Annotated in this window: 14 protein-coding genes and 1 pseudogene; 11 read left to right on the forward strand and 4 right to left on the reverse strand. The window is 65.4% G+C overall.

Features of this window, described 5'->3' with window-relative positions; genetic code table 11:
- Positions 1-15 precede the first annotated feature (15 nt).
- The 3 genes from ACW5W4_RS07890 (at position 16) to ACW5W4_RS07900 (ending at position 5,968) form a co-directional block, all read left to right on the forward strand.
- On the forward strand, positions 16-2,829 hold the full coding sequence (locus ACW5W4_RS07890; RefSeq protein ID WP_456688998.1) for a M16 family metallopeptidase: 2,814 nt from the start codon (positions 16-18) through the stop codon (positions 2,827-2,829).
- A 62-nt stretch (positions 2,830-2,891) separates the two neighbouring features.
- Entirely contained in the window at positions 2,892-4,490 is a 1,599-nt protein-coding gene (gene gshA / locus ACW5W4_RS07895) for a glutamate--cysteine ligase (RefSeq protein WP_456688999.1), read from the forward strand.
- Between the two features lie 263 nt (positions 4,491-4,753).
- On the forward strand, positions 4,754-5,968 hold the full coding sequence (locus ACW5W4_RS07900) for an aldose 1-epimerase family protein (protein WP_456689000.1): 1,215 nt from the start codon (positions 4,754-4,756) through the stop codon (positions 5,966-5,968).
- Positions 5,969-6,032: 64 nt separating this feature from the next.
- Here ACW5W4_RS07900 and ACW5W4_RS07905 read toward each other — a convergent pair whose 3' ends face one another.
- Both ACW5W4_RS07905 and ACW5W4_RS07910 read right to left on the reverse strand, forming a co-directional pair.
- The gene (locus ACW5W4_RS07905) at positions 6,033-6,215 is read right to left on the reverse strand and encodes a hypothetical protein (RefSeq protein WP_427262117.1); all 183 of its coding nucleotides are present in this window, start codon (positions 6,213-6,215) and stop codon (positions 6,033-6,035) included.
- A 162-nt stretch (positions 6,216-6,377) separates the two neighbouring features.
- Positions 6,378-8,288 (reverse strand): methyl-accepting chemotaxis protein, encoded by a 1,911-nt coding sequence (locus ACW5W4_RS07910; RefSeq protein WP_456689001.1) that lies wholly within the window; start codon positions 8,286-8,288, stop codon positions 6,378-6,380.
- A gap of 252 nt (positions 8,289-8,540) precedes the next feature.
- On the opposite strand from ACW5W4_RS07910, the gene ACW5W4_RS07915 reads away from it, so the two are divergent.
- The 6 genes and pseudogenes from ACW5W4_RS07915 to ACW5W4_RS07940 all read left to right on the forward strand — a co-directional run bounded on the left by ACW5W4_RS07915 (position 8,541) and on the right by ACW5W4_RS07940 (position 18,368).
- Positions 8,541-10,817 carry a patatin-like phospholipase family protein gene (locus tag ACW5W4_RS07915; protein ID WP_456689002.1) on the forward strand — a complete coding sequence of 759 codons (2,277 nt, stop codon included), beginning with the start codon at positions 8,541-8,543 and terminating at the stop codon, positions 10,815-10,817.
- 227 nt (positions 10,818-11,044) lie between these two features.
- The gene (gene acnB / locus ACW5W4_RS07920) at positions 11,045-13,642 is read left to right on the forward strand and encodes a bifunctional aconitate hydratase 2/2-methylisocitrate dehydratase (protein WP_427262120.1); all 2,598 of its coding nucleotides are present in this window, start codon (positions 11,045-11,047) and stop codon (positions 13,640-13,642) included.
- Between the two features lie 258 nt (positions 13,643-13,900).
- Positions 13,901-15,460, forward strand: coding sequence for an EAL domain-containing protein (locus ACW5W4_RS07925; protein ID WP_456689003.1), 1,560 nt, complete (start codon positions 13,901-13,903; stop codon positions 15,458-15,460).
- 78 nt (positions 15,461-15,538) lie between these two features.
- Positions 15,539-15,640: pseudogene (locus ACW5W4_RS07930) on the forward strand (LysE family translocator); the annotation flags it as partial.
- Positions 15,641-15,756: 116 nt separating this feature from the next.
- A complete protein-coding gene (locus tag ACW5W4_RS07935) occupies positions 15,757-17,160 on the forward strand; it encodes a D-arabinono-1,4-lactone oxidase (RefSeq protein ID WP_456689004.1) in 1,404 nt (467 codons plus the stop codon).
- Between the two features lie 68 nt (positions 17,161-17,228).
- Positions 17,229-18,368 carry a CobW family GTP-binding protein gene (locus ACW5W4_RS07940; RefSeq protein ID WP_456689005.1) on the forward strand — a complete coding sequence of 380 codons (1,140 nt, stop codon included), beginning with the start codon at positions 17,229-17,231 and terminating at the stop codon, positions 18,366-18,368.
- 39 nt (positions 18,369-18,407) lie between these two features.
- Here the strand turns inward: ACW5W4_RS07940 and ACW5W4_RS07945 are convergent, their stop codons facing one another.
- Both ACW5W4_RS07945 and ACW5W4_RS07950 read right to left on the reverse strand, forming a co-directional pair.
- Positions 18,408-21,506: an efflux RND transporter permease subunit gene (locus tag ACW5W4_RS07945; RefSeq protein ID WP_456689006.1), complete on the reverse strand. Its 3,099-nt coding sequence runs from the start codon at positions 21,504-21,506 to the stop codon at positions 18,408-18,410.
- Positions 21,503-22,570, reverse strand: coding sequence for an efflux RND transporter periplasmic adaptor subunit (locus tag ACW5W4_RS07950; RefSeq protein ID WP_456689007.1), 1,068 nt, complete (start codon positions 22,568-22,570; stop codon positions 21,503-21,505). Before ACW5W4_RS07950 ends, ACW5W4_RS07945 begins: the two co-directional genes overlap by 4 nt.
- A gap of 91 nt (positions 22,571-22,661) precedes the next feature.
- On the opposite strand from ACW5W4_RS07950, the gene ACW5W4_RS07955 reads away from it, so the two are divergent.
- Both ACW5W4_RS07955 and mdtD read left to right on the forward strand, forming a co-directional pair.
- Entirely contained in the window at positions 22,662-23,267 is a 606-nt protein-coding gene (locus ACW5W4_RS07955; protein ID WP_456689008.1) for a TetR/AcrR family transcriptional regulator, read from the forward strand.
- Positions 23,268-23,277: 10 nt separating this feature from the next.
- On the forward strand, positions 23,278-24,684 hold the full coding sequence (gene mdtD / locus ACW5W4_RS07960; protein ID WP_456689009.1) for a multidrug transporter subunit MdtD: 1,407 nt from the start codon (positions 23,278-23,280) through the stop codon (positions 24,682-24,684).
- The last annotated feature ends 172 nt before the right edge of the window (positions 24,685-24,856 follow it).

Below are 24,856 nucleotides of genomic sequence, written 5' to 3' on the forward strand. Positions count from 1 at the left end.
ACTCACGAGGTAAGCGTGAACAAACTCATTCCATTCAGCATTCTCCTGGGGCTCTCCCTGCCGGTACTGGCGGCGCCCACCCTGGTGTCGGAGCAGGTCAGGCAGGAAGGCAAGCTCGGCATTCCCTATCAGCTGTACAGGCTCGACAACGGCCTGACGGTGATCCTGGCGCCGGACAAGTCCGATCCTCTGGTGCACCTGGATGTCACCTACCATGTGGGGTCGTCGCGCGAGACCGTGGGCAAGTCGGGCTTCGCCCACTTCTTCGAGCACATGATGTTCCAGGGCTCCAAGCACGTTGGCGATCAGGAGCACATGCGGATCATCAACGAGGCCGGTGGCGACATGAACGGCACCACCAACAAGGACAGGACCAACTACTACGAGACGGTCCCGGCCAACCAGCTGGAGAAGGTGCTCTGGCTGGAGGCGGATCGCATGGGCTTCCTGCTCGATGCGGTGAGCCAGAAGAAGTTCGAGATCCAGCGCGCCACCGTGAAGAACGAGCGGGGCCAGCGGGTCGACAACCAGCCCTATGGCCTGGTGAGCGAACGGGTCGGCGAGGCGCTCTATCCGCGCAACCACCCCTACTCCTGGCAGCCCATCGGCTATGTGGAGGATCTCGACCGGGTCGACGTGAACGACCTCAAGCAGTTCTTCCTGCGCTGGTATGGCCCGAATAACGCCACCCTGACCCTGGGGGGCGATTTTGACAGCAAGCAGGCCCTTGCCTGGATTGAGCAGTACTTCGGCCCCATCCCCCGCGGCCCCGACGTGGCGGAGCCGACCCCCATGCCGGTCACCCTGCCCGAGACCCGCTACATCACCCTGGAAGACAAGGTGCACCTGCCCCTGCTCTACATCAGCTACCCGACGGTGTCCCTCGGCGATCCCCAGGAGCCGGCGCTGGACATGTTCGCCGACGTGCTCGGCGGTTCGGCCAGCTCCATGCTCTATCAGTCCCTGGTCAAGAGCGGCAAGGCGCTGGACGTGGGCGCCTCCCACTACTGCGAGGAGCTGGCCTGCACCCTGACCGTCTACGCCTACCCGAACCCGGCGGTGGACGGCAGCCTCAAGACCCTCAAGGGGGAGGTGGACAAGGTGATAGGCGAGTTCGCCGGTCGCGGCCTCAAGCCCGAGGATCTGGAGAAGGCCATCAGCAAGTACCGCGCGTCCACCATCTGGGGACTGGACAGCGTTTCGGGCAAGGTGAGCCAGCTCGCCATGGGTCAGGTGCTGGCCCGGGATCCCGATTATGTGTTCAAGAGTCTGGATGCCATCGGCCAGGTGACACCTGAGCAGGTCAAGGCGGCCTACGACAGGTTCATCCTGGGCAAGCCGGCGGTGGTGCTGAGCGTGGTGCCCAGGGGCAAGACGGATTGGCAGGTGACCAAGCCCAACTTCACCCCAGCCAAGCGGGAGCTGCCCGACTATAGCCAGCATGACGCGGCGCTGGCCGAGCGCCCGGTCAAGGACAGCTTCGATCGCAGCGTGCAGCCCAGGACGGCGGACGCGGTGAGCGTCAAGGTGCCCGCCATCTGGCACGGCAAGCTGGGCAAGAACATCGAGATCATCGGCACCAGGAGTGACGAGATCCCGGCTGTCTCCATCATGATCGCCCTGCCGGGTGGCATACGTGCCGAAGGCAAGGGCGAGCTGGGACTGGCCAATCTGACCGCCGCCATGATGGGGCAGGGCACGGTGCGCCTGACCGAGGCCCAGCTCAGCGACGAGCTGCAAAAGCTCGGCTCGGACATCAGTGTCTCCAGCGCCCAGTACAACAACCTCATCACCATCAGCACCCTGGCGGACAAGCTGCCCCAGACCCTGGCGCTGGTGCGCGAGGTGCTGGAGCGTCCCGGCCTGCGGGAGGCGGACTTCGAACGGGTCAAGGCCCAGCTGCTGCAAGGGATGAAGCAGAGCGAGCAGCAGCCGGAATGGCTGGCGGGTCAGGCGTTTCGCGAGCTGGTCTACGGCAAGCAGAGCCGCCTCGGCCAGCCGAGCGATGGAGTGCTGGCGGATGTGGAGAAGCTGACCCTGGCGGACGTGAAGCGTTTCTACCAGCACTACTACAACCCGACCGGTGCCAAGGTGGTGGTGGCCGGTGATGTCAGCCAGCAGCAGGTGGAGGAGCAGCTCGGCTTCCTGACCCAGTGGCAGGGGACGGCGCCCGTGCTGGGCGATCTCAAACCCAGGGGGGAGCAGGCCAGGCCCGGCATCTATCTGGTGGACAAGCCGGGGGCGCCCCAATCGGTGATCCGCATCGGTCGGCGCGCCATGGCGTTCGATACCCTGGGGGATTACTTCACCGCCGGGCTGATGAACTTCAACCTGGGGGGCAACTTCAATAGCCGGATCAACCTCAACCTGCGGGAAGACAAGGGTTACACCTATGGCGCCAGCTCGGGTTTCTCCGCCAATCGGGACGTGGGCGTCTTCGCCACCGGTGCCAATGTGCGCGCCGACGCCACCGTGGATGCCATTCGCCAGTTCCTTAAGGAGATGGATGGCTACCGCGGGAGCGGCCCGACCCCGGTGGAGCTGGCCTATATGCGCAGCGCCGTCTCCCAGCAGGATGCCCTCTCCTACGAGACCCTGGATCAGAAGGCCGGATTCCTGCTGCAGATGATCATGTATGACCTGAAGTCCGACTTCGTGCAGGCCCAGAGCGCGCTTATCAAAACGGTGTCGCCTGAGGTACTGAAAGCCAGTGCGGCCCGCTGGCTCGACCCGGCCGACATGGTGATAGTGGTGGTGGGTGACAAGCAAAAGCTTGAAAAACCCCTGGCCGAGCTTCATCTTCCCATCTATCCGCTGCAACTTCCCTGAGGGAAGCGTGCGGCATGCCTGAGCGCCGCCCCGGCTGGGGCGGCCAACAATGAGCCTTGAATATGACTACATCTAGCTTGTCACTGCGTGAGTTGCTGGCGGCTCTGGGAACCCCGGAGCGTCTGCCTGCCCTCAAGGGGATCCGTCGTGGCCTGGAGCGCGAGACCCTGCGCATCACCCCGGATGGCGGCCTGGCCCAGGGGGATCACCCCCGCAGCCTGGGCTCGGCCCTGACCCATGCCAACATCACCACAGACTACTCGGAGAGCCTGCTGGAGTTCATCACCCCGGCCACCGACTCCATCGAGAGCCTGATGGAGCAGCTCGGTGACATCCATCATCACGTCAGCCAGCACATCGGCGAGGAGCGGCTCTGGCCGCTCTCCATGCCCTGCTTCGTCGGCGACGAGGAGAGCATACGCCTGGCCCAGTACGGCAGCTCCAACATAGGCAAGATGAAGACGCTGTACCGCCAGGGTCTCAAGAATCGCTACGGCAGCCTGATGCAGGTGATCGCCGGCATCCACTTCAACTTCTCCATGCCGGACAGCTTCTGGTGCGAGTGGCAGGATCTGGCGGGGGAGCCCTGCTGCAGCCAGCGTTTCATCTCCGAGAAGTACATGGGGCTCATTCGCAACGTCTACCGCTTCGGCTGGCTGGTGCCCTACCTGTTCGGTGCCTCCCCGGCCATCTGCAGCTCCTTCCTCAAGGGGCGGACCAGTGCGCTGCCGTTCGAGAAACTCGGCAAGGGCACCCTCTACCTGCCCTATGCCACCTCGTTGCGGCTGTCGGATCTCGGCTACACCAGCAGCGCCCAGAGCCGGCTCGACATCAGCCACGACAACCTGCCCGCCTACGTGGCCTCCCTGCGCCGCGCCATCAACACCCATGACCCCGAGTTCGCCAAGATAGGGGTCAAGGTGAACGGCGAGTATCGCCAGCTCAACGACAACGTGTTGCAGCTGGAGAACGAGCTGTACGCCCCGATCCGCCCCAAGCGCACCCCTCGCAGCGGCGAGAAGCCCTCGGACGCACTGGAGCAGCGCGGCATCGAGTACATCGAGCTGCGCACCGTGGATGTGAACCCCTTCACCCCCCTCGGCATAGAGGCGGAGCAGGTGCGCTTCTTCGACGTCTTCCTGGTCTGGTGCCTGCTGCGCCCCTCCGCCCAGCTGACGGAGCAGGAGATAGCCCGCAACCGTCGCAACCAGACCAAGGTGGTGCTGGAGGGACGCCGTCCCGGCCTGGCGCTGGAAGACGAGCAGGGGGCCGCCATCGGCCTCAAGGAGTATGGTCTCCAGCTGTTTGACGAACTGGCGCTGGTGGCGGATCTGCTGGATCGCTGCTGCGGCCGCAATCGCTATCGCGAGACATTGGCCATGCACAGGGAGAAGCTGCTGGATCCCGAGCTCACCTATTCGGCACGCCTGCTCAGGCGCTTGCAGGAGGCTGGCCTGGACAACGGCTGCTTCGGCGACGCCCTGGCGAGCCAATACCGGGAGCAGCTGCTGGCCGGTGAGCTGCAGTACTGGGATGAAGCCTACTTCGCCGGCGAGGCGCGGGACTCCCTGCTCAAGCAGCGGGAGCGGGAGCGGGGGGACAGCCTGTCGTTCGACGACTTCCTGGCGGACTACTTCGGGACTCGCCAGACCACGACCTGACCCCTTGCCCGCCCATGGCAAGGTCGAGAGCCGCTCATTGAGCGGCTCTTTTCATTGGCCGCGGCCCGTCCCCGGCACCGGAAAACGAAGTGTGAGTCAGCCTTCACTTCAGCAAGCCGATCGACGCTTTTATTGTCAAACGGCTCACATTTCCCCCTCTTGTCCCTTGAGTCTGGTGCGTCAGACGCCTAGTTTTCGATCACTGAAACGATTCAGCTTTCACGAAAACCATTCACACGCACAAGAGACACGAGGATAACGCCATGTTGAAGAGACTCTCCATTGCCGTGCTGCTCGCCCTGGGGGCCAGTTCGGGCCAGGCCGCCGAATTCCTGCTGACCGACTCCCAGCAGGGGCTGGATGTGAGGGACTGGAAGATCACCAGCGACAAGCTGGGGATCAAGAGCCCGGTGCCCTTCTCCATCGAGAAGAAGCGCCTGCACGGCGGCCGCCAGGAGGGGGTGGATCTGCTCATCGTCGACAACGGGGTGATGAAGATCACCCTGGTGCCGACCCGTGGCATGGGGATCAAGGAGGTCAAGGGGGCCGATGTGCGCCTCGGCTGGGATTCCCCGGTCAAGGAGGTGGTCAACCCGGCCTTCATCGATCTGGAGAGCCGCGCCGGCCTCGGCTGGCTCGATGGCTTCAACGAGATGCTGGTGCGCTGCGGCTACGAGTGGACCGGTCACCCCGGGGTGGATGACGACGGCCGCCTCAAGAGCCTGCACGGCCGTGTGCAGAACATTCCCGCTTCCGTGGTCAGCGTGACAGTGGACGAGGAGCCGCCCTACGCCATCCATGTGCGGGGCCGGGTGGACGAGCGCACCTTCAAGATGAGCGAACTGGTCACCTGGACCCAGCTGAGCGTAGTGCCCGGTGAGGCGGAATTTGCCCTGCAGGACAAGCTGACCAACCATGCCGACTACGAGAACGAGTACCAGATCATCTATCACGGCAACTTCGGGGCGCCCATCCTGGAGGAGGGGGCCAAAGTCAGCACCCCGGTCAAGCAGATCTCCCCGTTCAACGACTACGCCAAGGCGGGTCTCAAGGGCTGGCAAACCTACCTGGGGCCCACCAAGGGCTTCGACGAGATGGTGTTCAACCTGGTGCCCTACGGCGACGCCGACGGCAATACCCTGGCGGTGCTGAACAACAAGGCAGGCAGTGCCGGGGTGGCGGTGGGCTACAACACCCGCCAGCTGCCGGTGCTGACCCTGTGGAAGAACACAGACACCCTGGCCCAGGGCTATGTGACCGGCATCGAGCCCGGCACCAGCTATGCCTACAGCACCAAGTACCAGCGCCCGCTGGGGCTGGTACCCAAGATCCAGCCCGGCGAAACCAAGACCTTCGATCTGAGCTATCGCCTGCTGCAGAGCGCCGACGAGGTGAAGCAGGCCCTGGCCCAGGTGGACAAGATCCAGGCCGGCCGCCCCACAGAGCTGCGGGAGCAGCCCCTGGTCAAGCTGCCCTGAGTGGCAGGCAGATAGCAACAAGCCGCTCCATGAGCGGCTTGTTGCTTCTTCAGATCGGGGCGCCTCAGCAGCGCCCCTTCTTGGCCTGTCCCGGCGGGCAGAAGGTGCCATAGCCGCCACGATCGCCATCACTGACCCGGATCCGGGTATCGTCCACGCTCACGTCGGCGCCATGCACCCGCACAGGCCCATGGCTACAGCCCGCGAGCAGGGCCCCCAGCAAGATCATCAAGACTCGTTTACCCATATTGCCTCCTGTTCTTTTCCTTATTATGAGGCATGGTGACCCTGTGCCCTATGGCCTCAGGAAAGGATGCGTCACTCGGTGGCGCAAACATGAGAAGGGGCGCCATGGCGCCCCCTCTCATCGAGATGTATTCCCATCACGGCCTGACGTCGTCTGTCGGTCTCACAGCCGGAAGTTGCCCACCAGCTGATCCAGCTCGCCGGAGAGCTGCTGCAGGCTGCGGCTCGAGGCGGTGAGCTGGTGGGCGATGTCCGCCGTCTCCATGGTGAGCTGGTTGATGTCTTCCACGTTGCGGTTGATCTCGCCCACCACGCTGGACTGCTCCTCGGTGGCGGTGGCCACCTGGATGTTCATGTCGCTGATCTGGGTGATGTGGGCGGTGATCTGGCCGAGCGCCCCGTTGGCCTCGTCGGCCTGGCCCACCACGGTCAGGCTCTGGTTGCGGCTCTGGGTCATGGCGCTCACCGCGCGGGCAGACTGGGCCTGGAGGCCGTCGATCATCTTCTGGATCTCCTCGGTGGAGGCGGCGGAGCGGCTGGCGAGGTTGCGTACTTCGTCGGCCACCACGGCGAAGCCGCGCCCCTGCTCGCCGGCCCGGGCCGCCTCGATGGCGGCGTTGAGGGCCAGCAGGTTGGTCTGCTCCGAGATGCTGCGGATGGTGTCGAGTATGCTGCCGATGGCATCGGTCTGACCGGCCAGGGAGCCGATGACCCCGGAGACCGATTCCAGCTCGTCGGAGAGGCCGACGATGCCGTGGCGGGCCTGGGCCACCACGTCGGCCCCGGCGTCGGCCTGGGTGTTGGCCTGGCGGGCGACGTCGGCGGCCAGGGAGGCATTGCCGGCGATCTCGCTGACGGTGGCGCCCATCTCGTGGATGGCGGTGGCGACCTGGACGGTGCGATCCCGCTGGGCGGTGCAGTTGTGCTGGGTGAGCTGGGCCTGCTCGGCGACCTGGGCGGCGGTGCTGGCCAGCTGGCGGGAGTTGCTGGCCACCTGCTCGATGGAGCCATGAATTTTGGCGACGAAGTTGTTGAAGCCTCTGGCGACCTCGCTCAGCTCGTCCCGCCCGTCCACCTTGAGGCGCTGGGTCAGATCGCCGTCACCGCTGCCCAGTGCCCGGAACAGGCGGGCCAGCTCGTTGAGGGGACGGCTGACGGAGCCTGCCAGCACCATGCCGAGCAGACCCATGCCCACGGCGATGGCCAGGCTGACCAGCAGGATATGGAGGCGGGCCTGGTCGAGCTCGGCATAGATCTCGGCCTCGGGCACCTGGACCACCAGGTACCAGTCGAGCAAGGGGATATAGCTGGTGGCCAGGATCACCGACTGACCCTCTACTTCGGCCCGGCTGGCGGCGAACTCCTGCTTGGTGAGCAGGGCGGCGGCGTCCGGTCCCGCCAGCTGGCTCAGGCTGTCGCGGTCGATGCGGGCGGCGTCGGGGTGCAGCTTCACCTTGCCGCTGCCATCCGTCATGAAGACGAAGCCGCTGTCACCGACCCGGAAGTTGGAGAGGGTGGCGACCATGGTATCCAGGGACTTGGCGAGCCCCGCCAGGCCGCGGCCACCCAGCTGCTGGAAGTTGACGAACAGCTTCATCTCGCCGTTGCTCTCGCGAAAGATGCTGAGCATCAGATCCTGGGGGCGCTTGGTGTAGTCGTAGAACCAGGCGTCCTGCTGCGGGGTCAGGTTGCGCAGGAAACCGTCCTGGTTGTAGTAGGCCGCGCTCTGGCGGTCGGCGAAGGAGGCGGTCACCAGGCCATATTGCGCCGTGAGATCCTTGAGCTGGCCGATGAGGATGCCTTCCTGCTCCTTGGGCATGCCCCGCTCGACCCAGTCGAGGGCGAAGCGGTCGCTGGCCAGCTGTCTGGCCGCGTTGGCGACCGAGTTGAGATCCTTCTCTATGTCCTTGCCGATGCGCTGGGTCAGGTTCGGCAGCTCCTGCTCGAACATGCGGCTCTCGATCAGCTGCTGGGCCGAGCGCTGGCTGAAGTAGCCCACCAGCAGACAAGAGAGCACCACGGCCAGGGTGACGGTGGCGAGTATTTTCTGTTTGAGGGTCAGGCTTGCGAGCATGGTGTTGACTCAAGATCCGGTTGCAAGAGGGTCATCATGGTAGCGGCCATCGGGATGAATTCTTGAGTGCCGGGCCGGGTTTTATTCAGGGTTTGCGTTTGCGCTCACGGCGCAATGGGGAGATGGGCATCATCTGGGTTCGATCCCGTGACCCTCCGCGCTCACGGCGGTTCACGGGACGGTTGCGGTTCCCCGTTCGCCCCTTATAGTAGGCTGCAATCATCGCAATGCGCCTGACCCATGGACACTCATATGCACGCTTCTCGCCGGGAATGGACCCGACCCCTTCTTCTGCTGCTCGGCTGCCTGTCGCTGGCCCTGCTCTGCTCCCAGGCCATGGCGGCGGAGCGCCCCAAGGTCGCCCTGGTGCTCAGTGGCGGTGGCGCCAAGGGAGCGGCCCATATCGGCATCCTCAAGGTGCTGGAGCAAAAGCGCATCCCGGTCGATATCGTGGTCGGCACCAGCATGGGATCCTATGTGGCGGGCATGTACGCCATGGGGCTCAGCGCCGAGGAGGTGGAGCGCACGACGCTGGCCATCGACTGGAACCAGGGGTATCAGGACAAGGTGGGACGCAACGAGCTCTCCCTGCGCAAGAAGCAGCAGAACGAGCAGTATCAGTTGCGCACCGACATCGGCGTCAATGGCAATACCACCCAGCTGCCGGACGGTTTCTTCCAGGGCCAATCCATGGCCAGCCTGCTGCGCCACGCCACCTCCAACCTGCCGGTGCAAAAGAGCTTCGACGACCTGCCCATTCCCTATCGCGCCGTGGCCACCGACATGGAGACGGTGACCCCCTATGTGTTGGCGAACGGCAGCCTGGCCAAGGCGATGCAGGCCTCCATGTCGATCCCGGGTGCCCTCAAGCCGGTGGAGTGGGAGGGGCGCATCCTCTCCGATGGCGGTTCGGTCAACAACATGCCGGTGGACGTGGCCAAGGCCATGGGGGCGGACGTGGTGATCGCGGTGGACATCGGCGCCAGGCTGCGCACCCGTGAGGAGCTCAAGTCCGGGCTGGCCATGATAGATCAGCTCACCACCTACATGACCCAGGTCGGGACCGAGAAGCAGAAGGCCCTGCTGGGCCCTAAGGACATTCTGCTGACCCCCGAGTTTGGCAACATGGGCATCGCCGACTTTGCCCTGATGCCGGAGGGGATCAAGCGTGGCGAGCGGGTGGCCGAGGCGGCCTCGCGCCAGCTCGACGCCCTCTCCCTCTCCGAGGCGGACTACGCCGCCTATCGCAACCAGAAGCTGAGCCGCCGTGCCGAGCGCAGCGGCCAGCCCGCCTACTTCATCGACAAGGTGGAGCTGGTCAACAAGTCGCGTCTCTCCGACGAGACCATGATAGCCACCCTCAAGGTGCGTCCCGACAAGGTGCAGACCAACGAGAGCCTGGAGGCGGGGATCCGTCGCCTCTATGCCCTGGAGTCGTTCGACCGCATCACCTATCAGGTCGAGGAGCGGGGTGGCGAGAACGTGCTGGTGGTCGACGCCAGCGAGAAGAACTGGGGCCCGGGCTATCTCAACTTCCAGCTGGGTTTCTCCGACGATTTCCAGAGCGATTCCAACTACAACGTCGGCATGTCCTACACCCTGACCAATGTCAACGAGCTGGGGGCCGAGTGGCTGACCGAAGCGTCGCTGGGCACGGCCAAGCACATCAAGACCGACTTCTACACCCCGCTGGAGGCGTCGCAGACCTTCTATGGCGAGGCGAGCCTGGGCTATGACAAGACCCAGCGCCGCATCTTCTTCTCCACCAGCGATGAGCCCAGCCTGCCGGTCGACTATGTGGAGTCCGAGTACAGCTTCTTCAGCGCGGATCTCTCCCTGGGCTGGAACCAGCAGCCCTGGAGCCGCCTCTCCCTGGGGCTGAACGGCAAGGTGGGCACCATAGATCTGCAGGTGTTCAAGGACGCCTCCGTGGATGCCACCGCCTGGGGCCCCTATGTGCGCTTCGAGCACGATACCCTCGACAGCCGCTACTTCCCCTACGCCGGGGTCTACTGGGACGCCAAGGCGGGCTATACCCGGGTCACCATGGACGATGGGGCCGAGCTCGACAGCCATGAGCGTTCCGCCGGCATCAGCTATCACCTGAGCCTGGTCAAGCCCTGGTCCTGGGACAGGCACAGCGTCAACCTGCTGCTGGAGGGGGGCGGGCTGGACACCGACGAGGCGGTTCCTCTCGACATCCAGGATCTCGGCGGCCTGTTCCGCCTCTCCGGCTTCCAGCGCTATCAGCTCTCCGGGCGCTACACCCTGTTTGGCGGCCTGCGCTACATCTACCGGGTGGCGGACAACGACTTCGGCGCCCTGCGGGCCCCCCTCTACCTTGGTGGCTCAATCGAACGGGGCGGGGTCTGGAACAAGGGGGCGGACATCGATTTCCAGAGCGCCCTCACCGCGGGATCCGTCTACGTGGGGATCGAGAGCTTCCTCGGCCCCGTCTTCCTCGGCTATGGCATGGCCGAGGGGGGCAACGATGTGTTCTACCTGCAGCTCGGCAGCACCTTCGAATAGCATGAAAATGCTGACAACTTGTTAAGTTGAATTTCCTGTTATTTCTGTTAACAGGCAAAACATCAGCAAGTTTAATTGGTTAGCTGTGGCAGATGAATATGTGTGCAGGGATTGGATTTTAATTACTCGTTAAAACTTATATAGTGGGGAGCACCCTAAGGGTGTCCCGCAAGGACGATCGCCGCCAGCCTGGGCGAGCCCCAAAAAAGACCAAAGAGGAATTAGTCGTGCTTGAAACCTACCGTAAACACGTCGAAGAACGTGCCGCCGAGGGCGTGGTTGCCAAACCTCTGGACGCAGAGCAAGTCGCCGCACTGGTTGAACTGTTCAAGAACCCCCCCGCCGGTGAAGAAGACTTTCTGAAAGAGCTGTTGTCCTCCCGCGTCCCGCCGGGCGTCGATGAGGCCGCCTACGTCAAGGCCGGCTTCCTCACCGCCGTCGCCAAGGGCGAAACCCACTCTCCCATCCTGACTGCCGCGCAAGCCGTCGAGCTGCTCGGCACCATGCAGGGGGGCTACAACATCCAGCCGCTGATCGATCTGCTGGACCATGCCGAGCTGGCGCCCCTTGCCGCCAAGGGCCTCTCCCACACTCTGCTGATGTTCGACTCCTTCCACGATGTGCAGGAGAAAGCCGAGGCGGGCAACGCCTTCGCCCAGCAGGTGCTGCAATCCTGGGCCGACGCCGAGTGGTTCCTCTCCCGTCCGGCCCTGGCCGAGAAGATCACCGTCACAGTGTTCAAGGTGACCGGCGAGACCAACACAGACGATCTGTCCCCGGCGCCGGACGCCTGGTCCCGTCCCGACATTCCGCTCCATGCCCTGGCCATGCTGAAAAACGCCCGCCCTGGCATCACCCCGGATCAGGATGGCACCGTCGGCCCCATCAAGACCATCGACTCCCTGAAAGAGCAGGGCTTCCCCCTGGCCTACGTCGGTGACGTGGTCGGCACCGGCTCTTCCCGCAAGTCCGCCACCAACTCGGTGCTCTGGTTCATGGGGGACGACATTCCCTTCGTGCCGAACAAGCGCGCCGGTGGTGTCTGCCTGGGCGGCAAGATAGCCCCCATCTTCTTCAACACCATGGAAGATGCCGGCGCCCTGCCCATCGAGGTGGACGTCGCCAAGCTGAACATGGGCGATGTCATCGACATCTTCCCCTATGAGGGCAAGATCTGCCGCCACGGCACCGACGAGGTGCTGGCACAGTTTGAACTGAAAACCGAGGTGCTGATCGACGAGGTGCGCGCCGGTGGCCGCATTCCGCTCATCATCGGCCGCGGCCTGACCGACAAGGCCCGCGAGGCCCTGGGGCTGCCGTTCTCCACCGTGTTCCGTCGCCCGCAGCCCGTGGCCGACACCGGCAAGGGCTACACCCTGGCCCAGAAGATGGTGGGCAAGGCGTGCGGCGTGCAGGGCATACGCCCGGGCACCTACTGCGAGCCCAAGATGACCACGGTCGGCTCCCAGGACACCACGGGGCCCATGACCCGCGACGAGCTCAAGGATCTCGCCTGCCTCGGCTTCTCCGCCGATCTGACCATGCAGTCCTTCTGCCACACCGCGGCCTATCCCAAGCCCATCGACGTGCAGACCCACCACACCCTGCCGGACTTCATCATGAACCGCGGCGGCGTTTCCCTGCGCCCGGGTGACGGCGTCATCCACTCCTGGCTCAACCGCATGCTGCTGCCCGATACCGTGGGCACGGGCGGTGACTCCCACACCCGCTTCCCCATCGGCATCTCCTTCCCGGCGGGCTCTGGCCTGGTGGCCTTCGCCGCCGCCACCGGCGTCATGCCGCTGGACATGCCTGAATCCGTGCTGGTGCGCTTCAAGGGCGAGCTGCAGCCGGGCATCACATTGCGTGACCTGGTCCATGCCATCCCCTACGCCGCCATCCAGAAGGGGCTGCTGACCGTCGAGAAGGCGGGCAAGAAGAACATCTTCTCCGGCCGCATCCTCGAGATCGAGGGGCTGCCGACCCTGAAGGTGGAGCAGGCGTTCGAGCTGGCGGACGCCAGCGCCGAGCGCAGTGCCGCCGGTTGCACCATCAAGCTGGATCAGGCTCCCATCGCCGAGTACCTGAAGTCCAACATCGTCATGCTCAAATGGATGCTGTCCGAGGGCTATGGCGACGTGCGCACCATCACCCGCCGCATCAAGGGGATGGAGGAGTGGCTGGCCAATCCGGTGCTGATGGAAGCGGACAAGGACGCCGAGTACGCCGAAATCATCGAGATCGATCTCGCCACCATCAAGGAGCCCATCCTGTGCGCGCCGAACGATCCGGACGATGCCCGCCTGCTGAGCGACGTGGCCGGTGACAAGATCGACGAGGTGTTCATCGGTTCCTGCATGACCAACATCGGCCACTTCCGCGCCGCCGGCAAGCTGCTGGACAAGTTCCAGGGCTCCCTGCCGACCCGGATGTGGATAGCGCCCCCCACCAAGATGGACAAGGATCAGCTGACCGAAGAGGGCTACTACGGCATCTTCGGCCGGGTCGGTGCCCGCATCGAAATACCCGGCTGTTCCCTGTGCATGGGCAACCAGGCGCGCGTGGCGGAAGGGGCCTCCGTGGTCTCCACCTCCACCCGCAACTTCCCGAACCGTCTGGGCAAGGGCGCCAACGTCTATCTGGCTTCCGCCGAGCTGGCCGCCGTTGCCGCCATCCTTGGCAAGATCCCGACCGTTGCCGAGTATCTGCAGTACGCCAAGACCCTGGATGCCACTGCGGCGGACACCTATCGCTACCTGAACTTCAACGAGATCGCCTCCTACACCCAGAAGGCCGATGCGGTGATCCTGCAGCAAGCGGTATAAGGCTGGGCGCCAATATGGCGCACTCAGCATGAAGACGAGCCCCGGCCCTGTGCCGGGGCTTTTCGTTCATGGGGCCCGCGGTCGGTCTGGTCAGACCTTATTGAGTAAAAGGTGATCTAGGTCGCAAAAGCAGCAGAAACACCACAGTATCATGTCGCCCCTCCGGGCTGTGGCTATGGATGTTCGCCATTTTCCGTTCGGGTGAAGGCGGAGCCATGGTGGCCACTGCCCTCTCAGTCCCATGGGTATGTTTATCTTATGTTTCTATTTGGTCTCGATATTTCTAGACCCGTCTGGCGTTTGCTGAGTGCAGCCCTGGTCTTTGCCTTGCCCGTGTTGGTGGGGGTGTGGGAGCTGCATGCCAGCTATCTGCGCGCCCTGGACACGCAGTCCGAGCTGGCGGCGGCCCAGGCGGTGCAGCTGATGGAGAAGATCCTGGACCATGTCGAGGGCGCCAACCTGAGGGTCATGTCGCAGCTCAACCGCCCCTGCCAATCCAGTCTCTTCACCCTGCGCAGGCAGGCGGCGCTGGTTCCCTTCGTGCGAACCATCAACCTGATCGATGACCAGGGGGTCTATTGCAACTCTGTGGTGGGCAAGGTGCGCTGGCAGGATGAGCCGGAGGCGTACAGCGAGGGGGTGCTGCGTCTGTTGCCGGGCTCCCCCGAGCTGAGCCATCAGCCCATGCTGTCGCTGCGCTCGGATAGCCAGCATGGCAGCGTGGGCAGCACCATAGACAGCACCTATCTGAAGATACTGCTGGCCCTGAGTGCCCCTCCCGGCGGCGAGGTCCTGCTCCAGGTGGGTGAGGAGTGGCTGGACCATCAGGGTCAGCTGGTGAGCGGCCACCCCAGCTTGCCCACCCTGGCCGCCCATAGCGCCCGATCGACGCGCTATCCCCTCTCCATCTATGCCGGGATGGATCTGCCTTCCATCTGGCTCTCGCTCTGGCAGGGCAGGCAGTTGACCCTCTTGACCCTGCTGGGCTTCTCCCTGTCCATCTCACTGCTGGTGTGGTGGCTGCTGGGGCGCCCCGGTTCCATGGAGGGGGAGCTGAAGCGGGCGCTGCGGGCCCGGGAGTTCATCCCCTATCTGCAGCCTCTGGTGACCAGCGACAGTGGCACAGTGATGGGGGCCGAGGTGCTGATGCGCTGGCAGCACCCCTCATCCGGGCTTATCCGCCCCGATCTCTTCATTCCTCAGGCGGAGGAGTGCGGCGTGATAGTGCCCATGACCGACCTGCTGATGCAGGCAGTAGCCAGGCAGCTGGGGAGAGCGCAGGAGATGCTGCCGAACGGTTTTCATATCGGCTTCAACATCAGCGCCGCCCACTGCCGGGACTTCTCCCTGCTGGAAGAGTGTCGCGCCTTTCTCGCTCACTTCACCCCGGGCCGAGTCGTCCTGGTGCTGGAGCTGACCGAACGGGAACTGCTGGTGGCCGATCCCCGCACCCTGGCCCTGTTTCACCAGCTCGATGAGATAGGCGTCAGGCTGGCCATCGATGACTTCGGTACCGGCCACTCCAGCCTCTCCTATCTGCAACAGTTCCACGTGGATTACCTCAAGATCGACCGATCCTTCATCGGTCGCATCGGCACCGAGTCCCTCTCCGAGCACATAGTCGACAACGTGATCGATCTCGGCCGCCGTCTCGGCATGCACCTGATCGCCGAAGGGGTCGAGACCCGGGAGCAGGCCGATTACCTCAAGGGCAAGGTGACCTACCTGCAGGGGTATCTGCTCGGTCGTCCCATGCCGCTACGCCAGTTCTGCGACGAGCTGCTGACCGAGGTGCGGGCTGCCGGGCCCGTCATCTAGCTGGGCGAGTTCGCCTGAGGGGACGCCCTTAGCACCTCAGGCCGTGCAACCCGCTCGCCAGCGTCTCGTGGGCGCGGCCGGGCTCGTCTGCTGGCGGTGCGCCACCGGATCGATCGGATCGTCGGCGCTCTGCTGGTGGGATTCGGCCTGCTGCTGGCGCTGACCCAGCCGTCGCGCTGAGGGGAAGAGGAGCGGCTCTCCTTATCCACCCTCGACGGTAGGGGCTTGTTTTTCATGCCTTGGCGCTCGCTTTTCGGTAGAATCGCCGCTCATTTTGAAGGCAGATGAGGCGCGGTATGACGGTTCAGTTCCAGGCATTTCACAGCATCAAGGCGATCGACAATCGGGAGGTGCTGTTCAACTGGTCGCGAACCAACCCCCTCGGCGCCCTGGATCAGGTGTGGCGCCCGACGAGTCGTGACGAGTTGCAACAGCTGCTGCGCGCATACCCCGAGCGCAAGCTGCGGCTGATCGGCTCCGGCCTTTCGTTTGAACCCATCCACAGCGTCTATGACGAGGGCAGCCAGGCGCTGTTGGTGGACTTGCACCACCTGCGCGGTCAGCTGGCGAAAACCGTCGATACGGTGACCTATCAGGCGGGCACCCCCCTCGATACCGTCTATGCCGATCTCATCGCCATGGATAGGATGCTGCCCGCGTCCCCCGGCGTCATCGGCATCCAGACCCTGGGGGGGGCGCTCAGCACAGGCACCCACGGCCAGGGGCTGCACCAGTCCGCCCTGTGTGATGCGGTGGAGGCCCTCACCATCATGCTGGCCAATGGCGACATCATCAGTGTGGATCGCACCGATCCGCGCTTCGGCGCCTTCGTGATGGGCATGGGCATGCTCGGCGTGCTGCTCGACGTGCGCCTGCGCACCGTACCGAACCGCATCATGCGCTGCACCAAGTTCACCACCGACTACCCCTTCCTGCTGGCCCACAACGAGCGCCTCAACCGTGAACACAGTTTCGTGAAGAGCTGGTGGTTCGCCTGGACCGGTGAGAGTCACCTCTGGCTGGTGGATCCCGCCTCCGATGACGAGGTGGCCCGCTACCGCGCCGGGGGCAGCGAACCCCTGTTGCTGGAGGGCGCAGACGGCGCCATGAACGCCGGCCTCAATAGCACCATAGATGCCACCCTGCAGAAGATGGCGCGGGACACCAAGGACGAGGCGCGGGCCGGGGAGCATTTCGAGACGGTGCGCCGCTTCAAGGATGCCTCGGATCTCGTGGGCAACGTCTACCAGATCCTCTGCAAGGGGATACCGGCTCCCCAGATCAACTGCGAGGTGGCGGTGCCCCTGGATCGTATGCAGGAGGCCCTCGAGATCCTGCAGCATTGGCAGGAGCGCAACCCGGGGGCGCTGCATTACCCCTTCATATTGCGCTGCACCGGCGCCTCCGAGGCCTGGCTCAGCGCCGCCTATGGCAAGTCGGTGTGCTGGATAGGGTTCCTGGTCTATCTGGCGGCGGACGGCACCTTCGTCGGCGGCTCCATGGAGCAGATGCGCGAGCTGCAGCAGCTGCTGGTGCCCCTCGGCGGCACGCCGCATTTTGGCAAGCACCTGGCTATGGATCTCTACGACTTCCCGGCCCTGTTGCCGCGCTGGCACGACTTCCTGGCCTTGAGGCGCGAGCTCGATCCCCACGGCCGCTTCGAGAACCGCTGGCTTGGCGAGCTGTTCGCCAACCGCTGAGCATTGAACATGACCCATAGGCCAGACACCCGCGCGCATCACACTGCCGGGCGGGGGGAGTAACCGTTATGACAGACAGGCAAGACACTCGAATTCCCGTGACCCTGCTGACCGGGTTTCTCGGCAGCGGCAAGACCACCTTGCTCAACCACTGGGTCAAGCAGCCGGAGCTCGGCGAGTGCGCCGTGCTCATCAACGAGTTCGGCTCCGTGGGGCTGGACCATCACCTGGTACAGCAGGTGGACGAGCAGGTGATGTTGCTCGATTCCGGCTGCATCTGCTGCTCGGTGCAGGGCTCCCTGGTGGAGGCGCTGCAGGGGCTCTTTATGAAGGCGATTCAGCGCAAGATAAAACCCTTCAAGCGGCTGATCATAGAGACCACGGGCCTGGCGGATCCCGCCCCTGTGCTCTTTACCCTGAAGGAAGAGGGCTTTATCGCCCAGCGCTACCGCTTCGACGGCACCGTCACCGTGGTGGATGCCGGTCATATCGAGCAGCAGCTGGCGGCCCAGTACGAGGCGGTCAAACAGGTGGCCCTGGCGGATCTGCTGGTGCTGAGCAAGGGGGATCTGGTGGACGAGGAGACGCTGGCTCGGGTGGAGGCCCGGCTGGCGACCCTCAACCCGGCGGCCCCCGTCGAGCGGGTCAGCAACGGCGTGCTCTCCCCTGTGGTGCTGGAGAAGCTCGGCGCCTACAACGAGGCGACCGGTCGGGACGTGCGCCAGCTGCTGGCCTGGCTGCGCACCGAGTCCCCGAAACAGGGGCTGGCATCGCCAATGCAGCAGATAATGCAACCCAAGATGCAGCCGTTCGCCGCCAAGGTGGGGGCCGCCGCCCCCACGCATTTTGACCATGGCAACATAGAGAGCTTCTCCCTGCGCATCGGCGAGCCCCTCAAGCCGTCCCGCCTGCTGGCCGCCATCGATGCGGTGCAGGCGCAGTTTGGCGACGCCCTGCTGCGGCTCAAGGGCATATTGCAGTTGGAAGGGGAGAGCCAGCCCGTGGTGATCCACGGGGTACATGGCCAGCTCTATCCGTTGCAGACCCTGGGGGACTGGCCGGAGGGGCGTGCCCAGTCCCGGCTGGTGTTTATCGTCAGGCGCGCCGACAAGGCCGCTATCGAGGCTCTGTTCCTCTCGACCCTCAAGGCCCCGGAGCCGAGCCTGGAGCAGCGGCTGAAGGCGATGCTGGGTTCGCCGGACGCCTGAGCCTGAGGGCGGCATGACGAGCCGCCCCGGGCCTGCGCGTCAGCCAGTCTGTCCCAGGGGCGGCCTCTGCTGGCGGTCCGCCGCCTGGCGGGCTCCCTGGCCGCGCAGCAGCAGGAAGGCGGCCGGCGCGAAGTAGAAGGAGAGCAGGGTCGCCAGGGCCGTGCCCCCGGCGATGGCGATGGCGAAGGGGGGCCAGAAGCCGCCGCCCCCCAGCAGCAGCGGCAGGAAGCCGCCGACCGTGGTAATGGTGGTGGAGACGATGTGGCGGCTGCAACCGGCCACCAGGGTGCGGATCTGCGCCCTGTCCCCCCCCATGGCCAGGGGGTCCGCCTTGAGCTCCGCCAGTATGACGATGGCGGCGTTGATGGCGAGCCCCATCAGGCCGAGCAGGGCGATGATGACGGTGAACCCGAAGGGGTAGCCGAGCAGCCAGACCCAGAGCAGCCCCAGCCCGCACGATTGCAGTGCCACCAGCATGATGACCCCCGCCATGCGAAACGAGTTGAAGCTGAGCACCAGCACCGCCAGCAGCAGCACGGCGATGAGGCCCACATGGGCCATCAGATTGCCCACGGACTCGTCCCGCTTGGCCGACTCGCCCCCTATCTCCAGCCGATAACCCGCCGGCAGCGCCAGTTGCCCCTCATCCAGCCGCTGGCGCACCTGGTTGAGCACCGTCTGGGGCAGCACCCCCATCCTCAGGTAGGCCTCCAGCACATTGACCCGTTCGCCGTCCCGGCGGCTGATCTCCCCCCAGCTCGGGCTCAATGTGGCGCTGGCCAGGTTGCGCAGGGTCAGCCCAGTGCCCCCCTCGCCATCCCTCAGGGGCTGGTTGAGCAGATCCTGGATATCCTGGCGTTCGCTCGCCGCCAGCCGCACCCGGACAGGGATAGACTCGGTGCCCTCCAGCACGGCGCCGCCGACGCGGCCATCCAGGGCCGCCTCCAGCCGGGTCGCGAGCTGACCCAGGTTCATGCCCGCCAGCAGGCTGGCCTCCTCGTCCACCGTCAGCCACAGCTTGGGCACCCCCGCCTGCAGGGTGGCCCGGGTCTGGATCACATCCGGGGTATCGGCGAGCAGGGCGCGCACCTCTTCCCCGAGGCGGTGGAGCTGGTGCAGGTCCGGGCCGAACAGGCGCAGCTCCACCGGGGCGTTGAAGGGGGGGCCTTGTTCGAGCTTGCGCACCAGGATCTGGGCCTGGGGGAAGGCCGTGTCCAGCTCTTGCTGCAGCTGGGGGATCAGGCGGTTGGCGCTGGCGAGATCCCGAAACCGTATCATGCCCTGGGCATAGTCGACCCGGCCCTGCTGACGGGGCACCAGGTTGTAATAGAAGCTGGGGGCGTTGTCACCTATGACCCAGTCCTGGCGCACCAGCTCGGGGTGGCGGGCCAGGGTCTGCTCCATGGCCGCCACCAGGGCGCGGGTGTGACCCAGGCTGGCCTGGGGGGAGAGGCTCACCTCTATGTGGATCATGTCCCTGTCCGCCGGCGGGAAGAACTGTTCGGTCAGGCGGCCGGCGGCCCAGAAACCGGCGAGGGGCAGCAGGCAGACCAGCAGCAGGCTGGTGCGTGGGCGGGCCAGGGCCCACTCCAGGCTGCGCTCGAAACGGGCGGCCAGGGCGGGCAGGTGCAGGCCATCTCTATACCAGGCGCTGCCTCCCTGAGGGGCGACCCAGCGCGCCGACAGGCCGGCCACCAGGGTGTGGGAGATGAGGTAGGAGCCGATCAGGGAGAAGATCACCGCCCAGGCGATGCCGCCGACGAACTCACCGGCCGGGCCCGGCATCAGTATGATGGGCAGGAAGGCGAGCAGGGTGGTGAGGGTGGATCCCAGCAGCGGCAGCCAGAGGTGGCGGATGGCCTCCATGGCAGCGGCGGTCACCCCCATGCCGTGGCGACGCTGATACTGCACCCGATCCGCCATGACGATGGCGTTGTCCACCATGATGCCGAGGGCCACCACCAGGCCGGTGACCGACATCTGGTGGATGGGCAGGCCGATGAGGTTCATGCAGGCGAAGGTGAAGGCCACCGTCAGGGGCAGGGAGAGGCTGACGATGAGGGCGGCCCGCATCCCCAGGGTCAGCAGCAGCACCCCCATGATGATGGCGAACCCCTGGCCTATGTTGATCAGCAGGTCCGAGAGGCGGCGCTCGGTATATTGGCGCTGATCGAAGCTGGTGGTCAGGGCTATGTTGTCCGGCAGGCTGGCGGCAAGGTCGGCCAGCATGGCATCGAGCTGGGCCGACCAGAGATCGATGCGCCTGTCTTGGGCCATGCGGATGCCGACCACTATGGCCCGCTCCCCGTTGGCGAAGGCGAGCTGGCTCTCGGGCTGGCGGATGCCGCGCCTCACCTCGGCGATGTCGCCAAGGCGCAGGGTCCGGCCCAGGTCGTCGGTGCGCAGCGGGATCTGGCGGATGCGCTCCAGGGTATCGAGGGAGCCTCGCAACTCGATCTGCAGCCGGTTGTTGCGCCCCTGCAACTCCCCGGCGCTCACCTTGGCATCGGCCCCGCGCAGGGCCTGGGCCAGGGTGGGGCCGTCGAGCCCGGCGGCGCCCAGAGCCAGGGGATCGAAGATGACCTCTATCTCCTCCTCGGGGGCGCCGGTGCGCTCCACGTACTGGGTGCCGGGCAGCATGCGTGCCCGCCGCTCCAGCTCGGCGCTGTAGCGGGCCAGGCGATCCAGCTGGATGGGGCCGGGGCCGCGCCAGCTGAGGTTGACCAGCCGGGTGAAGGGGTAGCCCTTCTCGTCATTGAGCTGGGGAGCGCCGGCTCCGTCGGGCAGCTGGGGGGCGAGATCGCTTAGCCGGTCCCGGATCCGGGACCAGACGGGCACCACCTCGATCACCTCGTCCCTGAGCTCGACCTGGATGATGGAGAGGCCGGGGCGGGAGTGGGACTCGATGAGCTTGACCTCGCTCTGGGCCCTAAGCCGGTTCTCTATGGGCTCGCTCACCAGGGCCTCGACCCGCTCGGCGCTGGCGCCGGGCAGGGGGGTGACCACGCTGGCGAAGCGGCTGATGATCTGGGGATCCTCGGTGCGGGGCAGGCTCTGGAGGGCGGCCAGCCCGGCGGCGATCAGCAGGGCCACCGCCAGCAGGGCCAGCCGGCCGTTGTCGATGAAGGCGCGGATCATGGGGTCGCCTCCTGCACCGTCACCCGCTGACCCGGCACCAGCTTGTGCAGGCCGTCCATGACGATGCGCTCATCCCCTTGCAGGGCCCCCTCTATCCAGGCGCGTGCTCCGTCCTGCTGCAACAGGCGCACATCCCGGCTGACGATGGTGGGCTCGGGAGTACGGGTGGCCACATAGAGGGTCCAGCCGCCCCGGATCCCCTGGGTCAGGGCGGTCAGGGGCACCACATAGGCGTCGATGGCGTTGGGGGTCTGGTGCAGCAGGCTGATCAGCTGGCCCTCGGCCAGCATGGCGGCGTCCTCTCCCAGGGCGAAGCGGGCACTGCGGGTGTGGGTGCGGCCATCGACCCGGATCCCCAGGTTGACCAGGCTGGCGGTGAAGGTGCGATCCGCCGCCTGCAGCGGGTAGCTTTGTCCCGGGCTCAGGGTGGCGGCCAGCTCGGCGGGAATGCCGATGTCCGCCTCCCAGTGACCGGTGCGGATCAGGGTGAACAGGGGCTGGCCCGCATTGACCACGGCCCCCAGGGGCTGCTCCCGGCTCACGACGGTGCCGCTGAAGGGCGCCAGCAGGCGGGACTTGTCGATACGGACCTGATTGGCCTCTTGCGCCGCCGCTATCTGACTGGCGCTCTCCTCCAGCATGCGGGTCTTGCCCTGCCACTCGTCAATCTCCTGATCCGAGCTGAACTGGCGCTGGCGCAGGGTGGCGAGGCGGGTGAGCGTCTGGCGGGCCAGGGTCAGCTCGGCCCGGTTCTGGCCGAGGCGAGCGGCCAGCTCGCGGGCTTCCACCTCCAGCAGCCGGGTATCTTGGGTGGCGAGCAGCTCCCCGGCGGCGAAGGTATCGCCCCGCGCCTTGTGCAGGGAGGCTATCCGCCCCGCCAGCTCGAAGCCGACGGCCCCCTCCTGGGGCGCCACGACCCGGCCGGTGTAACGGCGCAGCTCCGGATAGTGATCGCTCGTTTGCAGGGGGAGGGCGGTGACCCGGGTCGGGGTGGGGGTCGCCAGTTCCTGACTGGCCGGGCCGCAGCCGGTGAGCAGCAAGAGCGCGAGTAGCAGAAGCGCCATGACATCATCCTTGTGTTGATTTAGTATTCAGACCATACCGTACAGTCTAGTTTTATCTGTACTAGACTGTCCAGTTTGATTTGGAGGCAAAATGAACAAGTCACCGCGCAGTCAGAAGAAGCGGGCAGCCATATTGGAAGCGGCGGGGCAGCTGTTTTGCGAGCTGGGCCCCCATCAGGTCAGCATGGACATGGTGGCCAGCGCCGCCGGCGTCTCCAAGCAGACGGTCTACAGCCACTTCACCAGCAAGGAGCTGCTGTTCGCCGAGGCGGTGGGGGCCAAGTGTCACAATGACGAGCTCTCTGCGGCCCTGCTGGAGCAGGGCGGCTCGGTGCGCGAGAGCCTGCTGCTGTTCGGGCGCGGCTTTCGCCGCCTGGTGCTGAGCGAGCAGGCGATCAACATCTTTCGCACCTGCGTTGGCAGCAACGATGAACAGTTGTCCGCGCTCTTCTTCGAGGCGGGGCCGGTGCAAGTGCTCGGGATCCTGGCACAGTGGCTGGAGCGCCAGAAACGGCTGGGCCTGCTTCACCATCCCGACAGCCAGGATGCCGCCCTGCAACTGCTGCTGATGTGGCAGGGCAAGGACAGGATCCGCCGCGAACTGGGCCTGCCCCTGATGGAGAGCCCGGCCCAGCAGGAGGCCTGGCTGAACAGCTGCATCGACCTGTTTCTGAGCGCCTCGCCCCCCCAATCCTGACGGAGAGACCATGATGCAGCCACACCCGGAACTCTCAGCGGCCCAACTCAAGTGGCTGCCCTGGCTGACCGCGGTCGGCTTCTTCATGCAGACGCTCGATGGCACCATCCTCAACACGGCGCTGCCGAGCATGGCGAAGACCCTGGGGGAGAGCCCGCTGCAGATGCAGTCCGTGGTCATCGCCTACATGCTGACGGTGGCGCTGCTCATTCCCGCCTCCGGCTGGCTGGCGGACAGATTCGGCACCCGCCGCGTCTATCTGTGGGCCATCGCCCTGTTCAGCCTGGGCTCTCTGGCCTGCGCCCTGGCCAATACCCTGCCGCTGCTGGTGGCGGCCAGGGTGCTGCAAGGGGTGGGCGGCGCCCTGCTGATGCCGGTGGGCCGGCTCGCCGTGTTGCGGGCCTTCAGCAAGGGGGAGCTGCTGAGGGTGATGTCGTTTGTCACCATCCCCGGGCTGGTGGGGCCCCTCATAGGCCCGGCCCTGGGGGGCTGGCTGGTGGAGGTGGCGAGCTGGCACTGGGTGTTTCTCATCAACCTGCCGGTGGGGCTGCTCGGTTTCATCGCCAGCTGGTACTACATGCCGGAGATGCGGCGCGAGACCCCCAGGTTCGACTGGCGCGGCTTCGTGATGTTCAGCGCCGGCATGGTGCTGGTGTCGGTGGGCTTGCAGGGGCTGGGGGAGCACAGCCTCTCCACCGGCTGGTCCCTGCTGCTGCTCATCACCGGCCTGGCGGCCATGGCGAGCTACTGGCTCTACGCCGCGAACGCCGAGCGGCCCCTGTTCAGCCTGGCGCTGTTTCAGACCAAGACCTTCGCCATCGGGGTCTGGGGCAACCTCTTTGCCCGCCTGGGTAGCGGCGCCATGCCGTTTCTCACCCCGCTGTTTCTGCAACTGGGACTGGGCTATTCGCCGAGTGCGGCCGGCATGACCATGATACCGACCGTGCTCGGCGCCATGCTGACCAAGACCCTGGTCAACAGGCTGATCCCCCGCATCGGGTATCGCCGCATCCTGGTGGGCAATACCCTGCTGCTGGGGGCCCTGATCGCCAGCTTCGCCCTGATCGACAACGATCTGCCCTATTGGGCGCTGCTCGGCTGGCTCGGGGTGTTCGGCGCCATCAACTCGCTGCAGTTCTCCGCCATGAACACCCTCACCCTGCAGGATCTGAGTGCCGAGCACGCCAGCAGCGGCAACGGTCTGCTCTCGGTGGTGATGCAGCTCTCCATGAGCCTGGGGGTCGCCATCGCCGCCAGCCTGCTCGGGCTCTTTGCCGCCTCCAGCAGCGAGCAGTGGCTCCATGGCTTCCACCTCACCTATTTCTGCATCGGCCTGATGGCCATGCTGGCGGCGATGATCTTCGCCCAGCTTGCCAAAGACGATTCGAAGGCGCGTCGGCGCGAAGACTTGGCCTGATGGTGAGGGTGATGCAGGCCGCGATGATCGTCGCCCGGCTTGCCAAAGACGATACGAAGGCGCGTCGGCGCGAAGACCCGGCCTGATGGTGAGGGTGATGCAGGCCGCGATGATCGTCGCCCAGCTTGCCAAAGACGATACGAAGGCGCGTCGGCGCGAAGATTTGGCCTGA

The organism is Aeromonas crassostreae, from assembly GCF_054052445.1.

Excerpts from the sequence above, each read along its gene's own strand:
- gshA (WP_456688999.1), top strand. The coding sequence starts at position 2,892 with ATGACTACATCTAGCTTGTCACTGCGTGAGTTGCTGGCGGCTCTGGGA.
- ACW5W4_RS07900 (WP_456689000.1), top strand. The coding sequence starts at position 4,754 with ATGTTGAAGAGACTCTCCATTGCCGTGCTGCTCGCCCTGGGGGCCAGT.
- ACW5W4_RS07905 (WP_427262117.1), bottom strand. The coding sequence starts at position 6,215 with ATGGGTAAACGAGTCTTGATGATCTTGCTGGGGGCCCTGCTCGCGGGC.
- ACW5W4_RS07910 (WP_456689001.1), bottom strand. The coding sequence starts at position 8,288 with ATGCTCGCAAGCCTGACCCTCAAACAGAAAATACTCGCCACCGTCACC.
- ACW5W4_RS07915 (WP_456689002.1), top strand. The coding sequence starts at position 8,541 with ATGCACGCTTCTCGCCGGGAATGGACCCGACCCCTTCTTCTGCTGCTC.
- ACW5W4_RS07925 (WP_456689003.1), top strand. The coding sequence starts at position 13,901 with ATGTTTCTATTTGGTCTCGATATTTCTAGACCCGTCTGGCGTTTGCTG.
- ACW5W4_RS07935 (WP_456689004.1), top strand. The coding sequence starts at position 15,757 with ATGACGGTTCAGTTCCAGGCATTTCACAGCATCAAGGCGATCGACAAT.
- ACW5W4_RS07940 (WP_456689005.1), top strand. The coding sequence starts at position 17,229 with ATGACAGACAGGCAAGACACTCGAATTCCCGTGACCCTGCTGACCGGG.
- ACW5W4_RS07945 (WP_456689006.1), bottom strand. The coding sequence starts at position 21,506 with ATGATCCGCGCCTTCATCGACAACGGCCGGCTGGCCCTGCTGGCGGTG.
- ACW5W4_RS07950 (WP_456689007.1), bottom strand. The coding sequence starts at position 22,570 with ATGGCGCTTCTGCTACTCGCGCTCTTGCTGCTCACCGGCTGCGGCCCG.
- ACW5W4_RS07955 (WP_456689008.1), top strand. The coding sequence starts at position 22,662 with ATGAACAAGTCACCGCGCAGTCAGAAGAAGCGGGCAGCCATATTGGAA.
- mdtD (WP_456689009.1), top strand. The coding sequence starts at position 23,278 with ATGATGCAGCCACACCCGGAACTCTCAGCGGCCCAACTCAAGTGGCTG.